The organism is Streptomyces sp. NPDC085937, from assembly GCF_044540535.1.
Classification (GTDB): domain Bacteria; phylum Actinomycetota; class Actinomycetes; order Streptomycetales; family Streptomycetaceae; genus Streptomyces.
On sequence record NZ_JBITSH010000006.1, the window covers coordinates 372699 to 394713 of the forward strand.

At 75.3% G+C, this 22015-nt stretch carries 22 protein-coding genes; 13 read left to right on the forward strand and 9 right to left on the reverse strand.

The annotated features are described in order from the left end of the window. Nucleotides 1-25: 25 nt before the first annotated feature. Together ACIF8S_RS16410 and ACIF8S_RS16415 are read right to left on the reverse strand one after the other, a co-directional pair. Complete coding sequence (locus tag ACIF8S_RS16410; RefSeq protein WP_399999787.1) at nucleotides 26-751, reverse strand: ABC transporter permease; 726 nt, start codon at nucleotides 749-751, stop codon at nucleotides 26-28. Nucleotides 752-753: 2 nt separating this feature from the next. Next, a complete protein-coding gene (locus ACIF8S_RS16415) occupies nucleotides 754-1674 on the reverse strand; it encodes an ABC transporter ATP-binding protein (protein ID WP_399999788.1) in 921 nt (306 codons plus the stop codon). Between the two features lie 107 nt (nucleotides 1675-1781). On the opposite strand from ACIF8S_RS16415, the gene ACIF8S_RS16420 reads away from it, so the two are divergent. The 3 genes from ACIF8S_RS16420 (at nucleotide 1782) to ACIF8S_RS16430 (ending at nucleotide 4880) form a co-directional block, all read left to right on the forward strand. Beyond that, nucleotides 1782-2936 (forward strand): sensor histidine kinase, encoded by a 1155-nt coding sequence (locus tag ACIF8S_RS16420; RefSeq protein WP_399999789.1) that lies wholly within the window; start codon nucleotides 1782-1784, stop codon nucleotides 2934-2936. A 14-nt stretch (nucleotides 2937-2950) separates the two neighbouring features. Next, nucleotides 2951-3613, forward strand: coding sequence for a response regulator (locus ACIF8S_RS16425; RefSeq protein ID WP_399999790.1), 663 nt, complete (start codon nucleotides 2951-2953; stop codon nucleotides 3611-3613). A gap of 109 nt (nucleotides 3614-3722) precedes the next feature. Next, a complete protein-coding gene (locus ACIF8S_RS16430) occupies nucleotides 3723-4880 on the forward strand; it encodes an ROK family transcriptional regulator (RefSeq protein ID WP_399999791.1) in 1158 nt (385 codons plus the stop codon). Nucleotides 4881-4927: 47 nt separating this feature from the next. Here the strand turns inward: ACIF8S_RS16430 and ACIF8S_RS16435 are convergent, their stop codons facing one another. Then, nucleotides 4928-5689: a GntR family transcriptional regulator gene (locus tag ACIF8S_RS16435; protein WP_399999792.1), complete on the reverse strand. Its 762-nt coding sequence runs from the start codon at nucleotides 5687-5689 to the stop codon at nucleotides 4928-4930. Between the two features lie 176 nt (nucleotides 5690-5865). Next, nucleotides 5866-6753 (reverse strand): RNA polymerase sigma-70 factor, encoded by an 888-nt coding sequence (locus ACIF8S_RS16440; protein ID WP_399999793.1) that lies wholly within the window; start codon nucleotides 6751-6753, stop codon nucleotides 5866-5868. A gap of 174 nt (nucleotides 6754-6927) precedes the next feature. Here ACIF8S_RS16440 and ACIF8S_RS16445 point away from each other — a divergent pair, with 174 nt between their 5' ends. From ACIF8S_RS16445 to ACIF8S_RS16475, 7 genes are all read left to right on the forward strand, one after another. Then, entirely contained in the window at nucleotides 6928-7758 is an 831-nt protein-coding gene (locus tag ACIF8S_RS16445) for an alpha/beta fold hydrolase (protein ID WP_399999794.1), read from the forward strand. Nucleotides 7759-8000: 242 nt separating this feature from the next. Further along, complete coding sequence (locus ACIF8S_RS16450; protein ID WP_399999795.1) at nucleotides 8001-8990, forward strand: DUF4129 domain-containing protein; 990 nt, start codon at nucleotides 8001-8003, stop codon at nucleotides 8988-8990. A 23-nt stretch (nucleotides 8991-9013) separates the two neighbouring features. Continuing rightward, complete coding sequence (locus ACIF8S_RS16455) at nucleotides 9014-9523, forward strand: hypothetical protein (RefSeq protein WP_399999796.1); 510 nt, start codon at nucleotides 9014-9016, stop codon at nucleotides 9521-9523. A gap of 77 nt (nucleotides 9524-9600) precedes the next feature. Next, complete coding sequence (locus ACIF8S_RS16460) at nucleotides 9601-10608, forward strand: AAA family ATPase (RefSeq protein ID WP_399999797.1); 1008 nt, start codon at nucleotides 9601-9603, stop codon at nucleotides 10606-10608. Then, nucleotides 10605-11951, forward strand: coding sequence for a DUF58 domain-containing protein (locus ACIF8S_RS16465; protein ID WP_399999798.1), 1347 nt, complete (start codon nucleotides 10605-10607; stop codon nucleotides 11949-11951). The genes ACIF8S_RS16460 and ACIF8S_RS16465 overlap by 4 nt, the downstream gene beginning before the upstream one ends. After that, a complete protein-coding gene (locus tag ACIF8S_RS16470) occupies nucleotides 11948-12583 on the forward strand; it encodes a hypothetical protein (RefSeq protein ID WP_399999799.1) in 636 nt (211 codons plus the stop codon). The genes ACIF8S_RS16465 and ACIF8S_RS16470 overlap by 4 nt, the downstream gene beginning before the upstream one ends. Before the next feature lie 129 nt (nucleotides 12584-12712). Further along, nucleotides 12713-13969, forward strand: coding sequence for a GNAT family N-acetyltransferase (locus tag ACIF8S_RS16475; RefSeq protein ID WP_399999800.1), 1257 nt, complete (start codon nucleotides 12713-12715; stop codon nucleotides 13967-13969). Between the two features lie 83 nt (nucleotides 13970-14052). Here the strand turns inward: ACIF8S_RS16475 and ACIF8S_RS16480 are convergent, their stop codons facing one another. After that, nucleotides 14053-15240 (reverse strand): trans-sulfuration enzyme family protein, encoded by a 1188-nt coding sequence (locus tag ACIF8S_RS16480; RefSeq protein WP_399999801.1) that lies wholly within the window; start codon nucleotides 15238-15240, stop codon nucleotides 14053-14055. A 60-nt stretch (nucleotides 15241-15300) separates the two neighbouring features. On the opposite strand from ACIF8S_RS16480, the gene ACIF8S_RS16485 reads away from it, so the two are divergent. Both ACIF8S_RS16485 and ACIF8S_RS16490 read left to right on the forward strand, forming a co-directional pair. After that, nucleotides 15301-15792 (forward strand): Lrp/AsnC family transcriptional regulator, encoded by a 492-nt coding sequence (locus ACIF8S_RS16485; RefSeq protein WP_024884874.1) that lies wholly within the window; start codon nucleotides 15301-15303, stop codon nucleotides 15790-15792. Nucleotides 15793-15824: 32 nt separating this feature from the next. After that, nucleotides 15825-17513 (forward strand): DUF885 domain-containing protein, encoded by a 1689-nt coding sequence (locus ACIF8S_RS16490; protein WP_399999802.1) that lies wholly within the window; start codon nucleotides 15825-15827, stop codon nucleotides 17511-17513. Nucleotides 17514-17520: 7 nt separating this feature from the next. Here ACIF8S_RS16490 and ACIF8S_RS16495 read toward each other — a convergent pair whose 3' ends face one another. From ACIF8S_RS16495 to ACIF8S_RS16505, 3 genes are read right to left on the reverse strand one after another with little or no spacing between them, the layout of a single operon-like run. Then, nucleotides 17521-18366 carry an SDR family oxidoreductase gene (locus tag ACIF8S_RS16495; protein ID WP_399999803.1) on the reverse strand — a complete coding sequence of 282 codons (846 nt, stop codon included), beginning with the start codon at nucleotides 18364-18366 and terminating at the stop codon, nucleotides 17521-17523. Nucleotides 18367-18424: 58 nt separating this feature from the next. After that, nucleotides 18425-18937, reverse strand: a complete 513-nt coding sequence (locus tag ACIF8S_RS16500; protein ID WP_349799755.1) for an immunity 21 family protein — start codon at nucleotides 18935-18937, stop codon at nucleotides 18425-18427. Nucleotides 18938-18982: 45 nt separating this feature from the next. Beyond that, a complete protein-coding gene (locus tag ACIF8S_RS16505) occupies nucleotides 18983-19456 on the reverse strand; it encodes a rhodanese-like domain-containing protein (protein ID WP_399999804.1) in 474 nt (157 codons plus the stop codon). A 94-nt stretch (nucleotides 19457-19550) separates the two neighbouring features. On the opposite strand from ACIF8S_RS16505, the gene ACIF8S_RS16510 reads away from it, so the two are divergent. After that, nucleotides 19551-19997, forward strand: a complete 447-nt coding sequence (locus ACIF8S_RS16510; RefSeq protein WP_399999805.1) for an Lrp/AsnC family transcriptional regulator — start codon at nucleotides 19551-19553, stop codon at nucleotides 19995-19997. 10 nt (nucleotides 19998-20007) lie between these two features. Here the strand turns inward: ACIF8S_RS16510 and ACIF8S_RS16515 are convergent. Then, nucleotides 20008-22015 (reverse strand): SbcC/MukB-like Walker B domain-containing protein (locus ACIF8S_RS16515; protein ID WP_399999806.1); only part of this gene is annotated, 2008 nt, incomplete at its 5' end.

Here is a 22015-nt window from a genome sequence, read left to right on the forward strand (position 1 = left end):
TGGCGGCGGGTCAGTCGGCCAACCCTCAGGCGTCCTGACGGCGAAGCCGCCACGCCCCCGCCAACAGGGCGGCGGCCGCCCAGCACGCGGTGACGGCAAGTCCCGCCCAGGGTCCGAGCATTCCGTCGGGAACGCTGCGCAGCACCGTCTGCCCCGCACGGTCCGGCAGGAAGTCGGCGACCGTCCCTAGCGCGTCGCCGATCACGAAGGACACGATCAGGACGAACGGGATCAGCACCGACAGCGTGGCCACCCCGCTGCGCAGCAGCGTCGCCGTTCCGGCCCCGAACAGGGCCATGAGCGTGAGGTAGAGGGCGCCTCCGAGCACGCCGCGTACCTGGCCGGCCGTGCTGAGGCCGTCCGCCGCGTCGCCGAGTCCGGCCAGGCCCGCGAGGAGCGCGGCCAGGGATGTCACCAGGGCCACCACCAGCACGACGGCGGCGATGGCGGCGGCCTTGGCGGCGAACCAGAGGCCGCGACGCGGGACCGCCGTCAGCGACAGCCGGACGGCGGCCCCCTCGCGGTACTCCGCCGACACGGCCAGGGAGCCGAAGGTGAGGGCGGCGATCTGCCCCAGGGTGGTGCCGGACAAGGCCGCGAACAGCGGGTCGGCACCGGGGCCCTCGGGGTCCATGCCCGCCAGCGCGGAGAACGCGGTGGTCACCGCGAACAGGACGAACAGGGTCGCGAGCAGCGGACGTAGGGTGCGGATCTTCAGCCACTCGGCGCGGAACACGGGGGCGAACGGCACGGTCAGGCCTCCTGGGGCTGGGCGGCGAACTCGGTCTCGGCGGCGGTCAGGTCCAGACAGGCCTGCTCCAAGGTGCCTTCGTCGGCGGTGAGTTCCAGGAGCGGCACCCCCTCGGCGGAGGCGAGGCGTCCGATGTCGTCCACGCGCGCGTCGGGGACGGTCCAGTGGCCGTCGGGGTGGCGTACGGCCTGGTGGCCGTGGCGGGCGAGGGCGCGTTCCAGCGCGTCCGGGTCGGAGGTGCGGACCCGGACGGCGGGGCGCACGCGCGCGTCGATGAACTCCCGCATGGGGGTGTCGGCCAGCAGTCGGCCCAGGCCGAGGACGACCAGGTGGTCGGCGAACGAGGCGGTCTCGTTCATCAGATGACTGGACACCAGCACGGTGCGCCCCTCGTCCGCGAGGCGGCGCAGCAGGCCGCGGATCCACACGATGCCCTCCGGGTCGAGGCCGTTGGACGGCTCGTCGAGCATCACCACCTCCGGGTCGCCGAGCAGCGCCGCGGCGATGCCGAGCCGCTGCCGCATGCCGAGCGAGTACGTCCGTACCCGGCGGCGGGCCGCGGGCTCCAGCCCGGTCTCCTCCAGCAGCTCGTCCACCCGGCGGTCCGGGATGCGGTGGGTCGCCGCCAGGATCCGCAGATGGTCGCGGCCGGTGCGGGCGGCGTGCGCGGCACCGGCGTCGAGCAACGCGCCCACCCGGCGCAGGGGTTCACGCAGGGTCGCGTAGGGCCGGCCGTCGAGGGTGGCGGAGCCGGACGTGGGGTGGTCCAGGCCGAGCACCAGGCGCATGGTGGTGGACTTCCCCGCGCCGTTGGGTCCGAGGAAGCCGGTCACGCGGCCGGGCGGCACGGTGAAGGTGAGGTGGTCGACGGCTCGCCCGGTGCCGTACTCCTTGGTGAGGTCGCGGACGTCGATGCTGGTCATGGCACCAGCGTGGCGGACCGCACGGCACGGGGTCCTCCCCCGCCGGTGGGCTGTCCCTCCCCCGCGCGGGGGAGCCCGCCGTCGCCGGCCGACGACACGATGAGGGGATGGTTCGCCTGCTGCGCCCGCTGGTTCGCGGGAGGACGTACACCCGGCTGCTGCACATGTGGGTGCCGATGGCCGGGATCAGCGTGTGGTTGTGGATCGAGCCGGGGCTGCCGTGGGTTCCGCTGCTGGTGCTGGTCCCGGTGGGTCTGCTGCCGGCGGTGCGGGTGGCCGAGGTGATGCAGGCGCGGCTGCTGCTGACCCCGGACGAGGTGGAGCCGGACTTCGCCACGCGTCCCGCCACGGCCTGGCGGGACCGCTGGCGGACCGTGCTGTGGCTGGAGATCCGCACGCTGCTCGGCGGGGCCGTCGCGTACGCCACGCTCTGGCTGCCGGCCGTGGCGTACGCCCTGGCCGCCCGCACGGTGGGACACGAGACCGAGGACCTGCCGCAGGTCGCGGGCCCGCCGAACTGGGCGTTCGGTCTGCTGGCCCCGCTGCCGCTCGTCGCCCTTCACGCGGTCGTGGCCGGGGGCGGCACGGCGCTCACCGCCGTCGCGCGGCGGCTGCTGGGCCCGTCGGTCGCCGAGCGCCTCGCGGCCGTCGAGGAGCGCACCGAGCAGCTCCTGGAACGCACCCGCATCGCGCGCGAGTTGCACGACTCCATCGGGCACGCGCTGACCGTGGCCGTCGTGCAGGCGGGGGCCGCCCGCGCGGCGAACAGCCCGGAGTTCACCGACCGGGCCCTGACGGCCATCGAGGAGACCGGCAGGGCGGCCCTGGAGGACCTGGAGCGGGTGCTCGGCGTGCTGCGCGAGTCGGAGCGGCCCGCGAGCGCCCGGCCGACCCTCACGGACGCCGACCGGCTCCTGGAGTCCGCGCGCGCCTCCGGTGCCGAGGTCGACGCCGAGGTCACGGGGCCGCTGGAGACCCTGCCGGGGCCGGTCTCCCGCGAGGGCTACCGCATCCTTCAGGAGGCGCTGACCAACGTGCTGCGGCACGCGGGCGCGGTGCCGGCCCGGGTGCGGGTGTCCGCGGGGGGCGGTCTGCTCACCCTCGACGTGCGCAATCCGCTGCCGGAGGATGCGTCCGCCCCCGGCCGCGGCAGCGGGCTGCGCGGGATACGCGAGCGGGCGGCGCTGCTGGGCGGGCGGGCGCGCACGGGCCCGGACGGTGCCGGCGACTGGCAGGTGCGCGTCGAGTTGCCGCTGGGCTGATCTACGCTGGCCGGATGCCGGTCACCGTGCTCCTCGTCGACGACGAACCCCTGGTGCGCGCGGGGCTCCGGGCCGTGCTGGAGGCCCAGCCGGACATCGAGGTCGTCGGTGAGGCCGCCGACGGGGCGGCGGTGATCCCGCTGGTGCGGCAGCTGCGGCCGGACGTGGTCGCCATGGACGTACGCATGCCGCTGCTCGACGGCATCGAGGCCACGCGCGCGCTGCTGCGGACCGTTGCCGACCCGCCGAAGATCCTCGTGGTGACGACCTTCGAGAACGACGAGTACGTGTACGAGGCGCTGCGCGCGGGCGCCGACGGGTTCCTGCTGAAGCGGGCCCGCCCTGCGGAGATCGTGCACGCGGTGCGGCTGATCGCGGAGGGCGAGTCCCTGCTGTTCCCCGCCTCGGTGCGGCAGCTGGCCGCCGAGTACGGCGGCGGCGGCGGGAACCGCGCGGCCCGGGCCGCGCTGGAGCGTGCCCGGCTCACCGAACGGGAGGGCGAGGTGCTCCGGTTGATGGCGCGTGGGCTGTCGAACGCGGAGATCGCCGCGCGGCTGGTGGTCGGCACGGAGACGGTGAAGTCACATGTGAGCGCCGTCCTGGCGAAGCTGGGGGCGCGGGACCGCACGCAGGCGGTGATCACGGCGTACGAGTCGGGGTTCGTGGCCCCCGGGTGAGGGGCCGCGCGGAAAGGGGCGGGCGCGGAGTGCGCCGCCCGGAGGTCGCCGGGGTCCGGCGCGCCGAGTACGATCCGCCCAACACGCGCACGAGCTGGGAGGACGGACGGTGGGTCGGCTGACCGGCGGGGATCCCTCGCTGCTGCGGAGGATCAACTCCGCGGTGGTGCTGCACGCGTTGCGGGCCACGGACTGCGCGACGCTGACCGAGGTGACCCGGGTGACGGGACTGTCCCGGCCGACGGTCGAGGGCGTCGTCGAGGGGCTGATCGAGGCGGGCCTGGTCGTGGAGGCGGCGGCCGACGAGGGCACCGCGCGGCGTCAGGGCCGCCCGGCGCGGCGGTTCCGCTTCCGGGCGGAGGCGGGACATCTGCTCGGCCTGGAGATCGGCGTGCACCGGGTGGCGGCGCTGCTGGCCGACCTGGACGGCCGGGTGATCGGCGCGCAGGTGCGGGACGTGGACGAGACGGTCGACGCCGACGAACGCCTGGACCGGCTGCGGGCGGCCGTCGCGGAGCTGCTGCGGCGGGCCGGGGTGCCGCGCGGCTCGCTGCGGGCGGTCGGCGTGGGCACCCCGGGGATCGTCGACGCGGACGGCACGGTGCGGCTGGGCACGGCGCTGCCCGGCTGGACCGGGCTGGGCCTCGGCGAACGGCTGAGCCGCTCCTTCAAGTGCCCGGTGCTGGTGGAGAACGACGCCAACGCGGCGGTGGTGGCGGAGCACTGGAAGGGCTCCGCCAAGGAGACCGACGACGTGGTGTTCGTGCTGGCCGGGCTGAGCCCGGGCGCCGGTTCGCTGATCGGCGGGCGGCTGCACCGCGGGTACGGCGGGGCGGCCGGCGAGATCGGGGCGCTGCACCTGCTGGGCCGGGAGGCGACCCCCGAGACGCTGTTGTCCACCACGGACGAGCCGCTGCACCCGTTGGACGAGCAGGCCGTCGCCGCGGTCTTCGCGCAGGCCCGCGAGGGCGACCAGCGGGCGCTCGCGGCCATGGACCGGTTCATCCGGCGGCTCGTGCACGACGTGGCGGCGCTGGTGCTGGCGCTGGACCCGGAGCTGGTGGTGATCGGGGGCTGGGCGGCCGGCCTGGACGGCGTGCTGGAGCCGCTGCGCCGGGAGCTGTCCCGCTACTGCCTGCGTCCTCCGGAGGTCACCCTGTCCCTGCTGGGCGAGGCGGCGGTCGCGACGGGCGCGGTGCGGCTGGCTCTCGACCACGTCGAGGAGCAACTGTTCGCGGTGGAGGGCACCGTGACGGCCCGCCGCTGACGGACGGCGCGCCGTGGGACCGGGGCCCCACGGCGCTCGACGCCTCGTCAGGAAGCCTGGCGCTCCGGGCCGTGGTGTATCTCGACACCGCCGGAGTCGCCGAAGGTCAGGCGGCAGGTGTCCGCGCGGTACGTGGCCACCGAGAGCGCGGCGGTGCGGCCGCGGGCGATGTAGCGGGTGGTGACGACGAGGACGGGGGCACCGGGCAGCCGGTCCAGTTCCTTGGCCTCGTCCGCGCCGGCCGAGCCGAGCTCCACGGCGTTCTCCTGCCGCTCCAGCTCCAGGCGCTGCAGCTCGCGCAGCACCGCGCGGGCGCGGGCCGCGCCGGAGGGGGCGTCGATGCCGGACAGGTCGGGCACCGAGGCGGCCGGGATGTACAGCATCTCGGACGCGACGGGCTGGCCGCGGGAGACGCGGGAGCGCCGCACGATGTGCACGGGCTCGTCGCCGCCGGTCACCAGGACCTCGGCGAGCGCGGCGGGCGGCACGGCGAGCCGGCAGTCCACGCTGTGCCAGGCGTCGTGGGGGCCGCCCGGCCAGGCATGCTGCTCACTGCCGACGGACACGCCCATGCGCGGCGGGGCGACGGTGGTGCCGACCCCGCGGCGGCGCTGCAGGCGGCCTTCCAGTTCGAGCTGTTCCAGGGCCTGCCGGAGCGTGGCGCGCGCGACGCCGAAGCGGGCGGCCAGGTCGCGCTCGTTGGGCAGGATCTCGCCCACGGAGAACTCCGAGTCCAGTGCCTCGCTGAGCACGGTCTTCAGATGCCAGTACTTCGGTTCCGGCACCGATTCCAGCTGCGTGGTCCCCACCCTGTCCTCCACGATCGCCGTGTCCGGCGGCGTTTTAGCGCCCTTGTTTATTAAAGGTTGTTTCACTTCTCTGCGACGATAAGGGGGCCATGGGACTTGGTCAATACCAATCGGCGCTCCGCGGGAAGGCTCCGTTCTGCGGTGCGACGGGCGCTTCCCGGGCGGCCGGGGCGCGGCTACCGGTGCGCGGCGAGCCGGGCCAGTTTGTCGGGGTTGCGGATGACGTGGACGGTGCGGACGCGGCCCTCGTGGACGTCGAGCTGGACGACCGTGTCGGGCTTGCCGCCGGACAGCACGAGCAGCGCGGGCCCGCCGTTGAGTTCCACCAGGAGGACGGAGGCGTCCGGCACGCCCTTGCCGGCCACGCCGGTGAAGAAACGTCCCACGTGATCGGCGCCGTGCAGCTCCCGCAAGGGGGCGCGGGCCTTTCCGCCGCTGTCGCCGACGAGCCGTACGTCCGGGGCGAGCAGTTCCATCAGGCCCGCGAGATCACCGCCGGCCGCCGCGGCCAGGAAGCGTTCGGTGAGGGCGCGACGCAGGGCGGGGTCGACGTCGTGGCGGGGGCGCCGCTCGTCGACGTGCCGGCGGGCGCGGGCGCCGAGCTGGCGGACGGCCGCCTCACCCCGGCCGGTCATGGCCGCGATGTCGGCGTAGGGGTAACCGAAGGCCTCGCGCAGCACGAAGACCGCGCGTTCCAGCGGGGAGAGGGTCTCCATCACCACGAGGACCGCGAGGGAGACGGACTCGGCGAGGACGGCCCGCTCGGCGGTGTCGGCCACGGTGTCGCCGAAGTCGGTGACGTAGGGGTCGGGCAGCCACGGGCCGACGTAGGTCTCGCCGCGTGCCTTGATCCGGCGGAGCCGGTCGATGGCGAGGCGGGTGGTGACGCGCACCAGGTAGCCGCGCGGCTCGCGCACGTCGGACCGGTCGTCGGCGGACCAGCGCAGCCAGGCGTCCTGCACGACGTCCTCCGCGTCGGCCACCCGGCCCACCATGCGGTAGGCGACGCCCATGAGCAGGGGCCGGTGTTCCTCGAACACCTCGGTCGCGGGGTCGGCGGTCACGGCACCATCCCAGCCGACGCGCGCGCGGGTGTCCAGGCGGCTCGAGGGCGTCGGGCCCTCCCGGGGGGTTGGGCGGCGGGCAGCGCGGGGGCTACCCGTCGGTAGCAATTGCTGACAAGCTGTCTACGACGTCGGGCGACGTCCGTTCCCGCGAGTCCCGAACGAGGAGCACCCATGTCCGCGACCGTCTCCTTCAAGGTCCCCTCTCCACAAGGCCCGCAGACCGTCACGCTGTCCTACGCGCGCGTGGGCCGCGGCGCCCCGCTGCTCCTGCTGCACGGCATCGGCCACCACCGGCAGGCCTGGGACCCGGTGGTGGACATCCTGGCCACCGAGCGCGAGGTGATCGCCGTGGACCTGCCGGGCTTCGGCGCCTCCCCCGCCCTCCCGGACGGTCTCGCCCACGACCTGCCCACCATGAACGCGGCGCTCGGCGGCCTGTGCGAGGCGCTGGGGCTCGACCGGCCGCACGTCGCCGGCAACTCCCTCGGCGGCCTGCTGGCCCTGGAGCTCGGCCGGTCACGGCTCGTGCGGTCGGTGACCGCGCTGTCCCCCGCGGGCTTCTGGACCCCGGCCGAGCGACGGTACGCCTTCACGGTGCTGTCCGGCATGCGCGGGATCGCGGAACGGATGCCGCCGCGGCTGGTGGAGAAGCTGGCCCGGTCCGCGGCCGGCCGGGCCGTGCTGACCAGCACGATCTACGCACGTCCCGGGCGCCGCGCCCCGGAGGCCGTGGTCGCCGAGACGCGGGCGCTCGTCGAGGCGACCGGCTTCGCCCGCACCCTGCGCGCGGGCGGCTCGGTGCAGTTCACCGACGACGTGCCCGGCATCCCGGTGACGGTGGCCTGGGGGTCGCGGGACCGGCTGCTGATCCCCCGTCAAGGCGTCCGCGCCAAGCGCATCATCCCCCGGGCGCGCCTGGTCAGGCTGCCCGGCTGCGGTCACGTCCCGATGAACGACGACCCGGCGCTGGTCGCCCGCGTCATCCTCGACGGCAGCCGCTGACCGACCCGCCCGGGCCGACCCCGCCCGGGCCGGCGGCCCCGGGCAGCACGGCCCCGGGCAGCACGGCACGGGTGCCCGGCCGGCCGTCGCCGGACGACGGCATGAAAGAGTGCGCGAGTATTGCCGTAAGCAGGCAATGTGGCGGCACGTCTCGTCGTGTCAGGCTTCCGTCCTGCCGGAAGGAACCGGCGGCAGGCGCGGGAGCGGCGAGCACACCTGGGTGTGCACGAAGGGGCGTGGCGGTGGGGCGGGAGCGTACGGCGGACGGGCGGCGGCGGCACGGCACGATCGGCGCCGCGCAGGCCGCGCCGACGGTGCTGGTGGTGGCCGGACTGTCCCTGGCCGCACTGCTGCTGCGCCCCGACGCGCGCCTGCTGGCCGAGGGCAGCGGGCCGCTCGGCGGCAACCCCGTCCTGGTGTTCGGCCTCGCCCTGCTCGCCTTCTTCGGTGGCTTGTCGCTGCGCGAGAAGTACCGGCAGCGGGTCGCCGCCGCCGGCGAACTCGACCCGGTCCGGGAGCGGGTGACCGACGCCATGAGCCGCGTCCTGCTGGGCGCGTCACTGGCCGTCCCGCTGCTCGTCCTGGTCCTGCACCGGTTCGGTTCGTCCGGTGACGCCTACGGGCCCGGCGTGGACGACGGCCTCGACGCGTCACCGTTTCCCAGCCCGGCTCAGGACCCCGCGCGCACCCTGCCACCCCCGAGGAACGCCGGGGACACCGGCGACGGCCTGGACCTGGGGCTGACGCGCATCCTGATCGGCCTCGGCATCGCCCTGCTCGTCGTGGTCGTCGTGATCGCCGGACTGCGTCTGTGGCGGCACCTGACCCGGCCGTTGACGCCCGAGGCCACGGCGACGTACGCGACGCTCGACGACGAGCAGGAACGCCTGGCCCGCGCCGTGGACTCCGGGCGCCGCGCCCTGTCGGGCGGGGACGACGCCCGCGCCGCCGTCATCGCCTGCTACGCCGCCATGGAGAAGTCGCTCGCCGACTCCGGCGTGGCCCGGCGTGCCTCGGACAGCCCGCAGGACCTGCTGGAGCGTGCCGTCGCCGGGGGGCTTCCCGCGGGGGCGGCCGCCGCCACGCTCACCGCGCTGTTCCGCGAGGCCCGTTACTCCACGCACCCGATGGACACCGGCCACCACGACCGGGCCGCCGCCGCGCTCACCGAGATCGCCGAGGGCCTGCGCGCGATGGCCTCGGAAGCCGAGGCCGTGGCGGGTACCTCGTGAAGGCGCCCGCCCGGATACGGGCCGTGGCCGACTCCGTGCTGTCCGAACCCGGTTCGGTCCGTCAATCGCTGGCCTTCCTGGGCACCGTCGCGGTCGCGACCGAGGTGCTGCTCGCCCTGGCCGACGGTGCCGCCGCGGCCGCCACCGGCCTCGCCCTGTTCACCGCGGTCGCCCTGGGCCTGGGGCGCTACGCCGCGGGCGGTGCCGCCCAGGACAGCGGCTTCCGGGAGCCCGTACGCCTGCTGAGCAGCCGGGCACCTGCCCTTGGCGGCTGGCGGCGCATCGTGTCCCACACCCTCGCGGACGACGGCGACACGCACCTCGACACCGTCATGCGGCCGCAGTTGCAGCGGCTGTTCGCCGCCCGGCTGGCCGAACGGCACGGCGTCCCGATGTACCGGGACCCACAGCGCGCCCGGGCACTGGTCGGAGGCGAGCTGTGGCCGTGGATCGATCCGGGGGCGCCCGCTCCCCGGCCCACGCTTCCCGAGCCCGTCCTGCGCTCCCTGCTCGACCGCCTGGAAGCCCTGTGACCGGTGGAGCCACGCCCCGGCCCGCCCCCACCCGTCCCGCACCCGCACCCCGACCCCCGCACCGTGAGGAACCGACCGTGACCAGCCCCCACCTCATCCCGGATCACGACACCCTGACGCCCCGGCAGGCGGGCGAGCGGGCCGCGGCCGTGCTCGACGAGATCGGCACGGCCGTGGTCGGCAAGAGGGAGCCCCTGGAGCTGGTGATGCTCGGCGTCCTCGCCGGAGGCCACGTCCTCATCGAGGACCTGCCGGGACTCGGGAAGACGCTGCTGGCCCGCTCCTTCGCCACCACGCTCGGGCTGGACTTCCGGCGCATCCAGTTCACCCCCGACCTGCTGCCCTCCGACGTCACCGGAGCACCGTTCTACGACCAGCGGACCGGCGAGATGGTCTTCCGGCCCGGACCGGTCTTCACCCACCTGCTGCTCGCCGACGAGATCAACCGCACCCCGCCCAAGACCCAGGCCGCCCTGCTGGAGGCGATGGCCGAGTCCCAGGTGTCCGTCGACGGCAGCACCCGGCCGCTGCCGGAGCCCTTCGTGGTCGTCGCCACCGCCAACCCGATCGAGTACGAGGGCACGTACTCCCTGCCCGAGGCCCAGCTCGACCGGTTCCTGCTGCGGGTGCGTATGGGCTACCTGGAGGCATCCGAGGAGAAGGGCATGCTGCGCGCGCGGGTCGAGCGGGCGGCGCCCGAGGCGGTGCTGCGCACGCTCAGCGGTCCGGGCGAGGTGCTGGCCATGCGGGCCGCCGTCGAAGGCGTCGAGGTCGACGACGACCTGCTGGAGTACGTCGTCGCGCTGGTCCGCGCCACCCGCGACCACCCGCACGTCCAGGTCGGCGCCTCCCCTCGCGGCGGGCTGGCCCTGGTGCAGCTGGCCCGCGCCCGTGCCGTCATGGACCTGCGGGACTACGTGACCCCGGAGGACGTCAAGTCGGTGGCGGTGCCCGCCCTCGCGCACCGCGTCACCCTCAAGCCGGAGCTGTGGGTCCGGCAGATCGACGGCGACGACGTGATGCGCGAGATCGTGCGGTCCGTGCCCGCCCCGCAGACCGTGCCGCGCACGCCGGTCGCGTCATGACGGAGCGCGTCCCGGACCGCAGGGCGGCCGCCGCCGTGCGGCGGGCCCTGGTCGGCCGTCACGACGTGACCGCCCAGCCACCGCCACCGCCTCCGTCCGGCCTGCGCGCGGGTGAACGCGCGCTGCGGCTGGGCACGTTGGCCGTCGTCGCGCTGATCGCGGCGCTCGTCACCGGGCACGCCTGGGTCCTCGCTCTCGCCGCGCCGCCCCTGGTGCTGCTCGCCCTCGCCCTGCCGGGCGGGCCGCGCCCGCAGGCGGTGACGGCCGAGGCCGAGGTGGAGCCGCGGCGGCTCTTCGAGGGCGAACGGGTGAGCGTGCGGATCGCGGTCTCCCACGACGGTGCGCCCGGCCGCCTGGACCCCGGCATCACCCTCGGTCACGGGGTCCGGCTCGACCATCTCGCGGTCGGCGCGCATTACGTCGATCTCGTCCTGACCGCGCGGCGCTGGGGCCGCTGGTCGCTCGGCACGGTCGACGTCGACGTCTACGACGAAGGCGGGCTGGCGCGGCGCACGGTGCGGGCCGAACTCGGGGAGATCGCCGTGTTCCCGCTGCCCGGACACGCCGGCCTCACGCCCATCCCGGTCCGGCTGCCGCAACGGCTCGGCGAGCACACCGCCGTGCAGCGCGGCGAGGGCGTCGAGGTCACCGGCGTGCACCCGTACGTGCGCGGTGAACGGCAGCGGCGGATCCACTGGCCGGCCACCACCCGGCGCGGGTCCCTGCAGGTGCACCAGTTCGCCGCGGAGCGCGCGGCCGACACCGTGGTGCTGCTCGACGTCCTCGCCGACGTGGTCGACCCGGTCACCGGCGTGTCCTCGCTCGACGAGACCTTCCGGGCCGCCGCCGGGCTGGTCCGCGCCTACCTGCGCACCCACGACCGGGTCGGTGTCGTGTCGGTCGGCGGCACGACCCGCTGGCTGCAACCGGGCAGCGGTCAGGGCTACTTCTACCGCATCGTCGAGAGTGTGCTGGAGGTCCGCAAGGACCGCGCGCACCGCTCGGAGGGGCTCGGCCTGCTCCCGCCGCCCGCGCTGCCGGAAGGAGCGCTGGTGTACGTCATGACGCCGCTGACGGACCAGCGGATCGTCGACGTCCTGCACCAGGTGCGCGGGCGGGCCAACCCGATGGTCGTCGTCGAGATCCCCGCCGGCGAGCCGGTCGTGGAACCCGGCGACGCCGAAGGCGAGCTCGCGCTGCGGCTGTGGCGGGCCGACCGGGACGCGATGCGCTTCGCCCTGGTGGAGCGCGGCATCGCGGTCGTCGCCCACCGGCCCGGTGAGAGCCTCGACCTCGCTCTCGCGCCGTTGTTGCGCACCCGCATCCACGGCGGGTCCCGATGACCGCCGGACCCGCCCGGCCCGGCCCGGCCTCGTCCGACAGCCCGGTCGTCCGGCTCTTCACCCGTCTCACGTCCCGCGTCACGGACCGCCTGCTCGGGACGGCCCTCGCCGTCGCCGCCTGCGACCCGCCGGCCGCGCTGCACGCGTCGCCGCTGGTCAGGATGCTGGTCATGGGAGCGGCGGTGGCCGCGTGGTGGGCCGCTCCGATGGTCGACGCCCGTCCTGTCCTGACGTCCATGCGCCTGCGGGTCCTGGCGGCCCGCCGCAGGACGACCGTGCTGCCGGCGGCGGCGATCGCGGTCGCCGCCTTCACCGGCCCGCCGTTCTGGCTCGTCGTCTGCGTCGCCGCCCTGCTGCTCGCCTACCTGCTGGTCACCGACCCGTGGACGGCCGGCGTCACCGCCCCGGCCGGGTATCCGCGGGCGGCACCCGCACTGACGGCCGCCGCCGCGACCGCGGTGGTCCTGCTCGTCGCCCAGGCGCCGGTCGCGGGGACCTCGTGGGCGCGGCTGCCCGCCTCACTCGCCGTCGCGGCGACGGTGGTGTGCCTGGTGCTGGCGCTGCGCGCCCGTCGGCGCCCGCCCGGCCGACCGTGTGGATCACCGGCGGGTCCGGCGCGCGCCGTCAAGTGACCGAACGTGCGCGGGGCTTCGCCGGTCGGTACCGCAGTAATGCGGACAGAAGCACGCTTTACTCGTCAGTCACAGTACGTTCGTGATCACGAAACACGGTTCCTTCACAGTGACTGTATGAGTCGAGACATGTCTGATGTGACGAACGACCGTGACGGAGGGCGCGCGGCGACCCGCTGGAACCCGATGGCCCGCGCCGCGCGCTGCGGGGAGGCGTTCCACGCGTGGTGGGCACGCCGCCACGGCCACGCGCCGCCGGCGCACGATACCGGCGACGCCCCGCCGTTGCCCGGACCGGCGGCGACCGAGAGCGTGCTGTGGCGGATGCGGACGACGGTGCGGGACGAACCGGGTGCGCTGGCGGCCCTGTGCACGGCGCTGGCCGGGCGGCGGATCGACATCCTGAGCCTGCAGACGCACCCGCTGGGCGCGCACACCGTCGACGAGTTCCTGCTGCGGGCACCGGCCGGTGCGGATCTCGTCGCCGCGGTGACGGCGGGCGGGGGCGTGGACACCTGGGCCGAGCGGGCCGACGCGCACGACCTGGTGGACGGACCGACCCGGATGCTCGGCCTGGCCGCCCGCACCGCGACGGACGCCGCGGAACTGCCGCTCGCGCTGCGGCAGTTGCTGGGGCGCTGCACCATCCGTTCGCTGCCCGCCGGTGGCGCGACGGCCGGCGCGGTCCCGCCGGAGGGCTCACTGGAGGAGACCGTGATCCGGCTGCGCGACCCGGAGGGCGGTGTGATCACCGTGGAGCGGCCGTATCTGCCGTTCACCCCGACGGAGTTCGCCCGCGCCCGGGCCCTGGTGGAGCTGGACGCCCGGCTCGGTCCGCGGATGCCGCGCGGCCGTGACGTGCTGACGTTGCCCGAGGGCGGTGACATCTCCGTGCGCCGGGCGGACACCGCCGACGTGGAGGCCGCGCGGGCGATGCACGAGCGGTGCTCCGACGAGACGCTGCGCCGCCGCTACCACGGGCCCGTCGGGGACGCGAGCCGCTACCTCAACCACCTGCTCAGCCCGCGCTTCGGCCGCACCCTCGCCGCGCAGACCGCGTCGGGCCGCATCGTCGCCCTCGGCCATCTGCTGTGGGACGGCGACGAGACCGAGGTCGCGCTGATCGTCGAGGACGCGTGGCAGCGGCGGGGCGTCGGCGCCGAACTGCTGTCCCGGCTGGTGGGGATGGCGGTCGAGGCGGGCTGCGCCCACGTCTACGCCGTGACCCAGGCGTCCAACACCGGCATGGTCGCGGCGATGCGCGGCCTGGGCCTCCCGCTCGACTACCAGGTCGAGGAGGGCACCCTGGTGATCACGGCCCGCCTGACCCCGGCCCCGGCGGCGCACCACACCCAGGAATCCGGCGAACGGGTCGCCCGGCCCTGACCGGCGCGCCCGCCACGGCAACGGGGGACGGCACGGCGCACCGCGGTGTGCCGGGCCGTCCCCCCCCCGTTCACGGAGGGTCCTCAGCGCTGGGCCATCGCCTCCGACCGGGCCGGACGCGTGGACGGTGCGCCCAGGGCCTGGTCGAGGTCGGACCACAGGTCCTCGACGTCCTCCAGGCCGACCGAGAGACGCAGCAGACGGTCGGAGACGCCCGCGTCCCTGCGGTCCTCGGCGTCGACGATGCGGTGGCTGATGGACGCCGGGTGCTGGATGAGCGAGTCCACGCTGCCGAGGCTCACCGCCGGGGTGATCAGCCGGACGCCCGCGATCACCTCGTGAGGGTCGCCGTGCACCTCGAAGGAGACCATCGCCCCGCCGATGCTCGGGTAGTGGACCCGGGCCACCCGCGGGTCCGCGGCGAGTCGCGCGGCGAGTTCGGCGGCGTTCGCCGACGCGGCCCGCACCCGGACCGGGAGGGTGGACAGGCCCCGCAGCAGCAGGTAGCCGGCCAGTGGGTGCAGCACCCCGCCGGTGGCGAACCGTATCTGCCGCAGCCGCCCGGCGAACTCCTCGTCGCAGGCCACCACGCCCGCGAGGACGTCACCGTGTCCGCCGAGGTACTTGGTGGCGCTGTGCAGCACCAGCCGCGCCCCGTGCTCGGCCGGACGCTGGAGCACCGGGGTGGCGAAGGTGTTGTCGACGAGCAGCGGCACGGAGCCGCAGGCGTGGGCGACGGCCCGCAGGTCGATCTCGGCGAGCGTGGGGTTGGCGGGCGTCTCCACCAGCACCAGGCCGGTGTCCGGGCGGAGCGCGTCGGCGACCCCGGCCGGGTCGGTCCAGGTGACCTCCGAGCCGAGCAGCCCGGCGGTCAGCAGGTGGTCGCTGCACCCGTACAGCGGGCGTACGGCGACGACGTGCCGCAGGCCCATGGAGCCGCGGACCAGCAGCACGGCGCTGAGCGCGGCCATGCCGCTGGCGAACGCGACCGCCGCCTCGGTGCCCTCCAGGCGCGCGAGGGCGGTCTCGAAGCGGGCGACGGTGGGGTTGCCGAGCCGTCCGTACACCGGCGGGCCGTCCGGCTCGGCGCCGGTCGCGGCGAAGGCGTCGATGCGGGCGGCCTCGGCCCGGCTGTCGTAGGAGGGGTAGGTGGTGGACAGGTCGATCGGCGGGGCGTGCAGTCCGAGTCCGGCGAGGTCGTCCCGGCCGGCGTGCACGGCCTCGGTGGCGAGTGCTCTGGTGGTGCGTCGCGTGTCCATGCCGTTGTCCATGGCGCTCAGGGTGAACACCGAACGGTTCTGCGGGATTGTTCCCCGTGCTAGGTTCGGCGTGTGGCCGAATCTGTCGTACTGGATCCGGTGGACCTCCATCTGCTGCGGCTGTTGCAGAACGACGCCCGGACGACGTACCGGGACCTCGCCGCTCAGGTCGGGGTCGCGCCGTCGACCTGCCTGGACCGTGTGACCCGGCTGCGCCGCTCCGGCGTGATCCTCGGGCATCGGCTGGAACTCGACCCGGCGAAGCTCGGCCGGGGTCTCCAGGCGCTGCTGTCGGTCCAGGTGCGGCCGCACCGACGGGAGCTCGTGGGGCCGTTCGTGGAGCGGATCCGGGCGCTGCCCGAGTCGCTGACCGTGTTCCACCTGACCGGCCCGGACGACTACCTGGTGCATGTCGCCGTCGCCGACATGACGGATCTGCAGCGGCTGGTGCTCGACGAGTTCACCTCGCGGCGGGAGGTGGCGCGGGTGGAGACCCGGCTGATCTTCCAGCGGTGGGACTGCGGTCCGATGCTGCCGCCTTCGCCCTCGGCTCAATCCGGGTGACGTGCGGCGGACGTCGTACCAGGATGGTCCGCATGTCACCAACCAACAGCGCGCTTCCCCGTCAGGTCGCCGACGCCTACGTCGACGAGCTCATCGCCCTCGATCCGATCACCGGGACGTACCTCGGCGTCAAGGAGAGTTCCTCCCGGCTGCCCGATCTCTCGCCCGCCGGTCAGGAGGCGGTCGCCGAGCTGCTCAGGACGACCCTCGCCCGGCTCGACGAGGCCGAGCGGCTGCCCGGCGCGGACAGCGACGCCGAGCGCCGCTGCGCCCGGCTGCTGCGGGAGCGGCTGACCGCCGAACTCGCCGTGCACCAGGCCGACGAGCACCTGCGCGCGGTCGGCAACCTGGGCACGGTCGCGCACTCGGTGCGCGAGGTGTTCACGGTGACGCCGGCGGAGACCGAGGAGGACTGGCGGGCGATCGCGGAGCGGCTGCGCGCGGTGCCGGCCTCGCTGGCCGGGTACCGGGAGTCCCTGGAACTGGGCCTGGAACGCAAGCTGTACGCGGCGCCGCGCCCGACCGGGACGTTCGTCGGGCAGCTCGGCGAGTGGGCGGACACCGGCGAGGGCCGCGGCTGGTTCGAGGACTTCGCCGCCGCCGGCCCGGACACGCTACGCGCGGAGCTCGACGAGGGCGCCCGCGCGGCGACGGCGGCCGTGGTGGAGCTGCGGGACTGGCTGCGGGACGTGTACGCCCCGGCGATCGAGGGCGCGCCGAACACGGTCGGGCGGGAGCGCTACGCCCGCTGGTCCCGCTACTACAACGGCACCGACCTGGACCTGGACGAGGCGTACGCGTACGGCTGGTCCGAGTACCACCGGCTGCTGGGCGAGATGAGGAAGGAGGCCGAGAAGATCCTTCCGGGTGCGGAGACGCCGTGGGTGGCGCTGGCCCACCTCGACGAGCACGGCCGGCACATCGAGGGCGTGGACGAGGTCCGCGACTGGCTGCAGGGCCTGATGGACCAGGCGATCGACCGGCTCGACGGCACCCACTTCGACCTCGCCGAACGGGTGCGGAAGGTGGAGTCGCGGATCGCCCCGGCGGGCAGCGCGGCGGCGCCGTACTACACGCAGCCGTCGGAGGACTTCTCCCGGCCGGGCTGCACCTGGCTGCCCACGATGGGGCTGACCCGTTTCCCGGTGTACGACCTGGTGTCCACCTGGTACCACGAGGGCGTCCCCGGCCATCACCTCCAGCTGGCGCAGTGGGTGCACATGGCGGAGAACCTCTCCCGCTACCAGGCCACCGTCGGCATGGTCAGCGCCAACTGCGAGGGCTGGGCGCTGTACGCGGAGCGGCTGATGGACGAGCTGGGCTTCCTGACGGACGCGGAGGAGCGGCTCGGGTACCTGGACGCGCAGATGATGCGGGCGACCCGGGTCATCGTCGACATCGGCATGCACCTGGAGCTGGAGATCCCCGCGGACTCGCCGTTCCACCCGGGCGAGCGGTGGACGCCGGAGCTGGCGCAGGAGTTCTTCGGCGCGCACAGCAGCCGCCCGGCGGACTTCGTGGAGAGCGAGCTGACCCGCTACCTGACGATCCCGGGGCAGGCGATCGGCTACAAGCTCGGTGAGCGGGCCTGGCTGCTGGGCCGGGAGAAGGCCCGGGAGCGGCACGGCGACGCCTTCGACCTCAAGTCCTGGCACATGGCCGCGCTGTCCCAGGGGTCGCTGGGCCTGGACGACCTGGTGGACGAACTGGCGGCGCTCTAGGACCGGTTCAGCGCCGGAAGCCGCCCTCGGAGTCGATGACCTGGCCGGTGATCCAGCCCGCCTCGTCCGTGGCCAGCCACGCGATGAGGCGGGCCGGGTCGTCGGGCATGCCCCAGCGCCCGGCGGGGAAGCGCGCGGCGATCGCGTCGTAGACCTCGCCGGTCAGGTAGTCGGTGTCCACCGGACCGGGATTGACGGTGTTCACGGTGACCGCGTGGTCGGCCAGTGTGGTCGCCAGGGACCGGGTGACGGAGGCCAGGGCGCCCTTCTGGAGGGCGTAGGCGATCTCGCCGGGCATGCCGCCGGCGATGTCCTGCCCGGAGGTCATCATCGTCACGCGTCCGCCGGGGGTGTCCGGGGGCAGCGTGGCCCGGTGCCGGGCGTGGGCCTGGACCAGCAGTAGCACGGAGCGGGCGTCCACGGCCCAGTGCGCGTCGAGCATCGCGGCGTCGACGGTGTCCAGGTCGCCGTCGGAGCCGCTGAGGGCGTGGTTGGCGACGAGGATGTCGAGGCGTCCGCCGAGCGCCTCGACGGCGCGGGCGTGCAGGGCGGCCGGTTCCGCCGGGTCGCTCAGGTCTCCGGGGCCTGCGGCCACGCGCGCGTCCGGGTCGCCGAGGGCCGCCCGCACGGAGGCGGTCACGTCCTCGATCCGGTCGGCGCCCCAGGGCATGGCGGCGTCGTGCGGCACGTGGTGGTGCAGATAGACGCTCGCGCCGTACGCGGCGAGCCGGCGGGCCACGGCGTGACCGATGCCGCCGCGCCTGCTGGCACCCGTCACCAGGGCGGTGCGGCCCCGCAGCGGCAGCGGGTCACGGCGGAGTTCCTCGGGCGGGGGCGGGGGAAACTTCGGCATGATCCCCATGATGGGCCGCGCCGCCGGCGAGGGCACCCGAATAAGGGCGCCCGCGGGGTCAGGGCAGCGGCCGGATGTGCACCAGGACGAGCCAGGTCTCCGGGCCGGGGCTGACCTGTGCGGCGCGCACGGCGTAGGGGCCGGGAGCGAGGGCGAGGCGCGCGTGGTCGGTGCCTGCGGCGTGCGTGCCGGGCCAGGCCGCGTCGAACAGGACGACGGGGCCGGGCACCTTCCACTGCGTCTCCTGCTGCCACTGGGCGGTCGCGAGCGCGGCGGGGACGCTCGTCAGCAGGTCCTCCTCCGCCTCTCCGGCGATCCAGCGGACGAAGAGGGAGTGCTCGGGGAGGAAGGCGGTCGCGGCGGGTTCGTCGCCCAGGACGAGGGCGGCGGCGTCGCCGACCGGGAGAAGGCCGACGAGCCCGTCGACCTCGCACGCCCGGTCGTAGTCCGAGGCGAACTCCTCGCCGTCGGCGCCCGTCCAGAACGGCAGCACCGTCTCCGGCACCGCGACGAGCGGCCCGCCGCCCGACTCCACCCACTCGACCGTGCCCGGCTCCGCGTATCGCTCCATGGCGGCCCAACCTATCGGCTCGACTCCCTTACCGGACGGGCGGGTTCAGCATCCGCACGCGTCAGCCCCCAGGGGTGCCGTCAGGGCGTCGGCGACGTGGCGCTCGCGGCCCCGCACGGTCTCGAACGCGAAGCCCTCGCGCACCCAGTACTCGAAGCCGCCGAGCATCTCCTTGACCCGGTGGCCGAGTTCGGCGAGGGCGAGCGCGGCGCGGGCGGCCCCGTCGCAGCCGGGCCCCCAGCAGTACGTCACGACCGGCACGGACGGGTCCAGGAGCGCGGAGGCCCGCTCGGGGACGTGGGCGGCGGGCAGGTGCACGGCGCCGGGCACGTGGCCCTGGTCCCACGCCTCGGCGGAACGGGAGTCCAGCAGGACGAAGCCGGGGTCGCCGCCGGCCTCCAGCGCGGCGGCCACGTCGGAGACGTCGGTGTGCAGGGCGAGGCTCGCGCGGAAATGGGCGGCGGCCACGGCCGGGGAGGCGGGGGCGACGCGCAGGACGGGATTCACGGTGGTGGTCATGGGAGAGAAACTACGGTCGCACGGGACGGCCCTGAAGGGACGATCCCCGGCCTCACCCTTGCTCCACCGGCCGAATCCCTGGTAGTTCTCGGGAATGACCGCGTATTCCCCGGACGCCACGGACTGGCGCATCCTCGAGGTCCTCCAGCGGGACGGACGAGCCAGTTACGCCGAACTCGCCCGCGCCGTGTCGATGTCCGCGAGCGCGGTCACCGAACGGGTGCGGCGCCTCGAGGAGGCCGGGGTCGTCCAGGGCTACGCGGCGGTGGTGGACCCCGAGCGGATCGGACTGCCGATCCTGGCGTTCGTGCGGCTGCGCTACCCGACCGGCAACTACAAGCCGTTCCACGACCTCGTCGCCGCCACGCCCGAGATCCTGGAGGCGCACCATGTGACGGGCGACGACTGCTTCGTCCTGAAGGTCGCCGCGCGGTCGATGAGGCATCTGGAGGAGGTGTCGGGCCGGATCGGCGCGCTCGGTTCGGTGACCACCAGCGTGGTGTACTCCTCGCCGCTGCCGCGCCGTCCCGTGGGACGCTGACCCTGCCCCGTCACGCCCCGAGCAGCCGCAGACGCGAGCCGGACCGTCCCTTCTCGACCTCCAGTTGGGCGTGTACGCGGCGGCGCAGGTCGGCGACGTGGCTGACGATGCCCACGCTGCGGTCGCGCTCGCGCAGGGAGTCGAGGACGTCGAGCACCTCGTCGAGGGTCTGGTCGTCGAGGCTGCCGAAGCCCTCGTCGATGAACAGCGTGTCCAGCCGGACCCCGCCCGCCTCGTCGGTCACCACGTCCGCGAGACCGAGCGCGAGGGCCAGGGAGGCGAAGAAGGTCTCCCCGCCCGAGAGGGTCGCGGTGTCTCGTTCCCGGCCGGTCCAGGCGTCCACGACGTGCAGTCCGAGGCCGCTGCGGCCGCGGCCGGCGCGGTCGTCGGAGTGGACGAGGGTGTAGCGGCCGGACGACATGCGCAGCAGTCGCGCGGTCGCGGCGGCGGCGACCTGTTCCAGGCGCGCGGCGAGGACGTACGACTCCAGGCGCATCCGGCGTTCGTTCTCCGCGGAGGTGCCGGCGGTGAGGGCGGCCATGCGGGCCACCCGGTCGTACTCCTCACGCAGTGGGCCGAGCCGGCGCACCGAGGCGGCGGCGCGGGCGGAGAGCCGGTCCAGTTCGGCGCAGCGGCGGGCGGCGGCGTCGCGGGCGGAGGCGGCCTCGCGGACGGCGCGGTCGGCGTCCTCGGCGGCGCGCTGGGCGGCGGTGAGGTCGGCGGCGGGCCGCCGGCCGGCGGCCACGGTCTCCGGTTCGGCGAGGACGGCGCGGACGGCGGCCTCCTCGTCGTGCCAGGCGTCCAGGCGCCGTTGCAGGTCGCGGTGGGCGGCGTCGTCGAGGAGGGCGTCGGCGGCGGCCCGCGGGGTGTCGAAGCCGGCGCGGAAGGCGGCGTCGGCGAGGCGGGCGTCGGCGTCCTTGAGCCGCCGGGCGGCTGCCTCGGCGGTCCGGGCCGCGTCGGTGGCGTCGGTGAGCAGGGCGACGTCGCGTTCGAGCTGCCCGGCGCGCGCGGCCACGCTCGGGGCGTCCCCCCGGGCATGGGTCAGCTCCGCCTCCAGAGAGGCGCGTTCGAGGTCGAGACGCTCCCGGTGGCCGACGCGGGCGGCGGACCGGACCTCCGCGTCGCGCTGGGCGGCCGTGCGCAGTTCGTGTTCGCGCTCCGCGGCGCGCAGCTGTTCCTGGGTGGCGTGCAGGGTGGAGGCGGCGTCCCGCGCCCGGGCGTACTCCTCCTCCGTCGCGTCGAGCTCGCGGGCGAGTTGAGCGGTCGGGGTGTCCCCGGCTCCGGCGCCCGCCGCGGCCAGTTCCTCCCGTACGGCGGAGAGCCGCCGGTCCGCCTCGGTGCGCCGGTCCTCGGCGCGCTGGTAGGCGGTGAGGGCGCGTTCCTCGGTCTCGCGGTCGACGTGCCCCGCGTCCCTGCGGGCCGGGGCGGGGTGCACGGTGGCGCCGCAGACCGCGCACGGGGCGCCGTCGGTGAGGCCGGCGGCCAGTTCCGCGGCGATGCCGTTCAGCCGCTGTTCCTTGAGGTCGAGCCAGTGCTGCCGGGCCGCCAGTGCCTCTTCCCGGGCGGCGCGGGCCTGTTCGCCGGCCGTGTCGGCGTCCCCGGTCAGCCGGTCCCGGGCACGGGCCGCCTCCAGGCGGCGGCGGGCGGTGTCGCGCTGTCCGGCGAGCTCCCCGGCCCGGGCCGCGGCCTGCTGCGCGGACGCGATGCGGTCCTGGAGGGCGGTGCGGGTGGCCTCCCAGTCGGCCAGCCAGGCCTCCGCGTCCTCCCGCGCCTCCTCGTCGGCGCGTTCCTGGCGGTCCAGGTCGGCCCGCTCGTCGAGGAGCTCGCCGAGGCGCCGTTCGGCGCGGCGGGCCGACTCCAGTCCGCCCAGTTCCTCGGCGGCCCGGCGGGGCGCCCCCCCGCGCCCCGCCCCCCCGGCGGCCCCGCGGGACGCGGGGAGCCCGGCGCGGGCGGGGCCCACCGCGGCGGCCGCCCCGCGGGGGGCGGCGGCGGCGGGGGCCCGCCCTTCCACGGCGGGG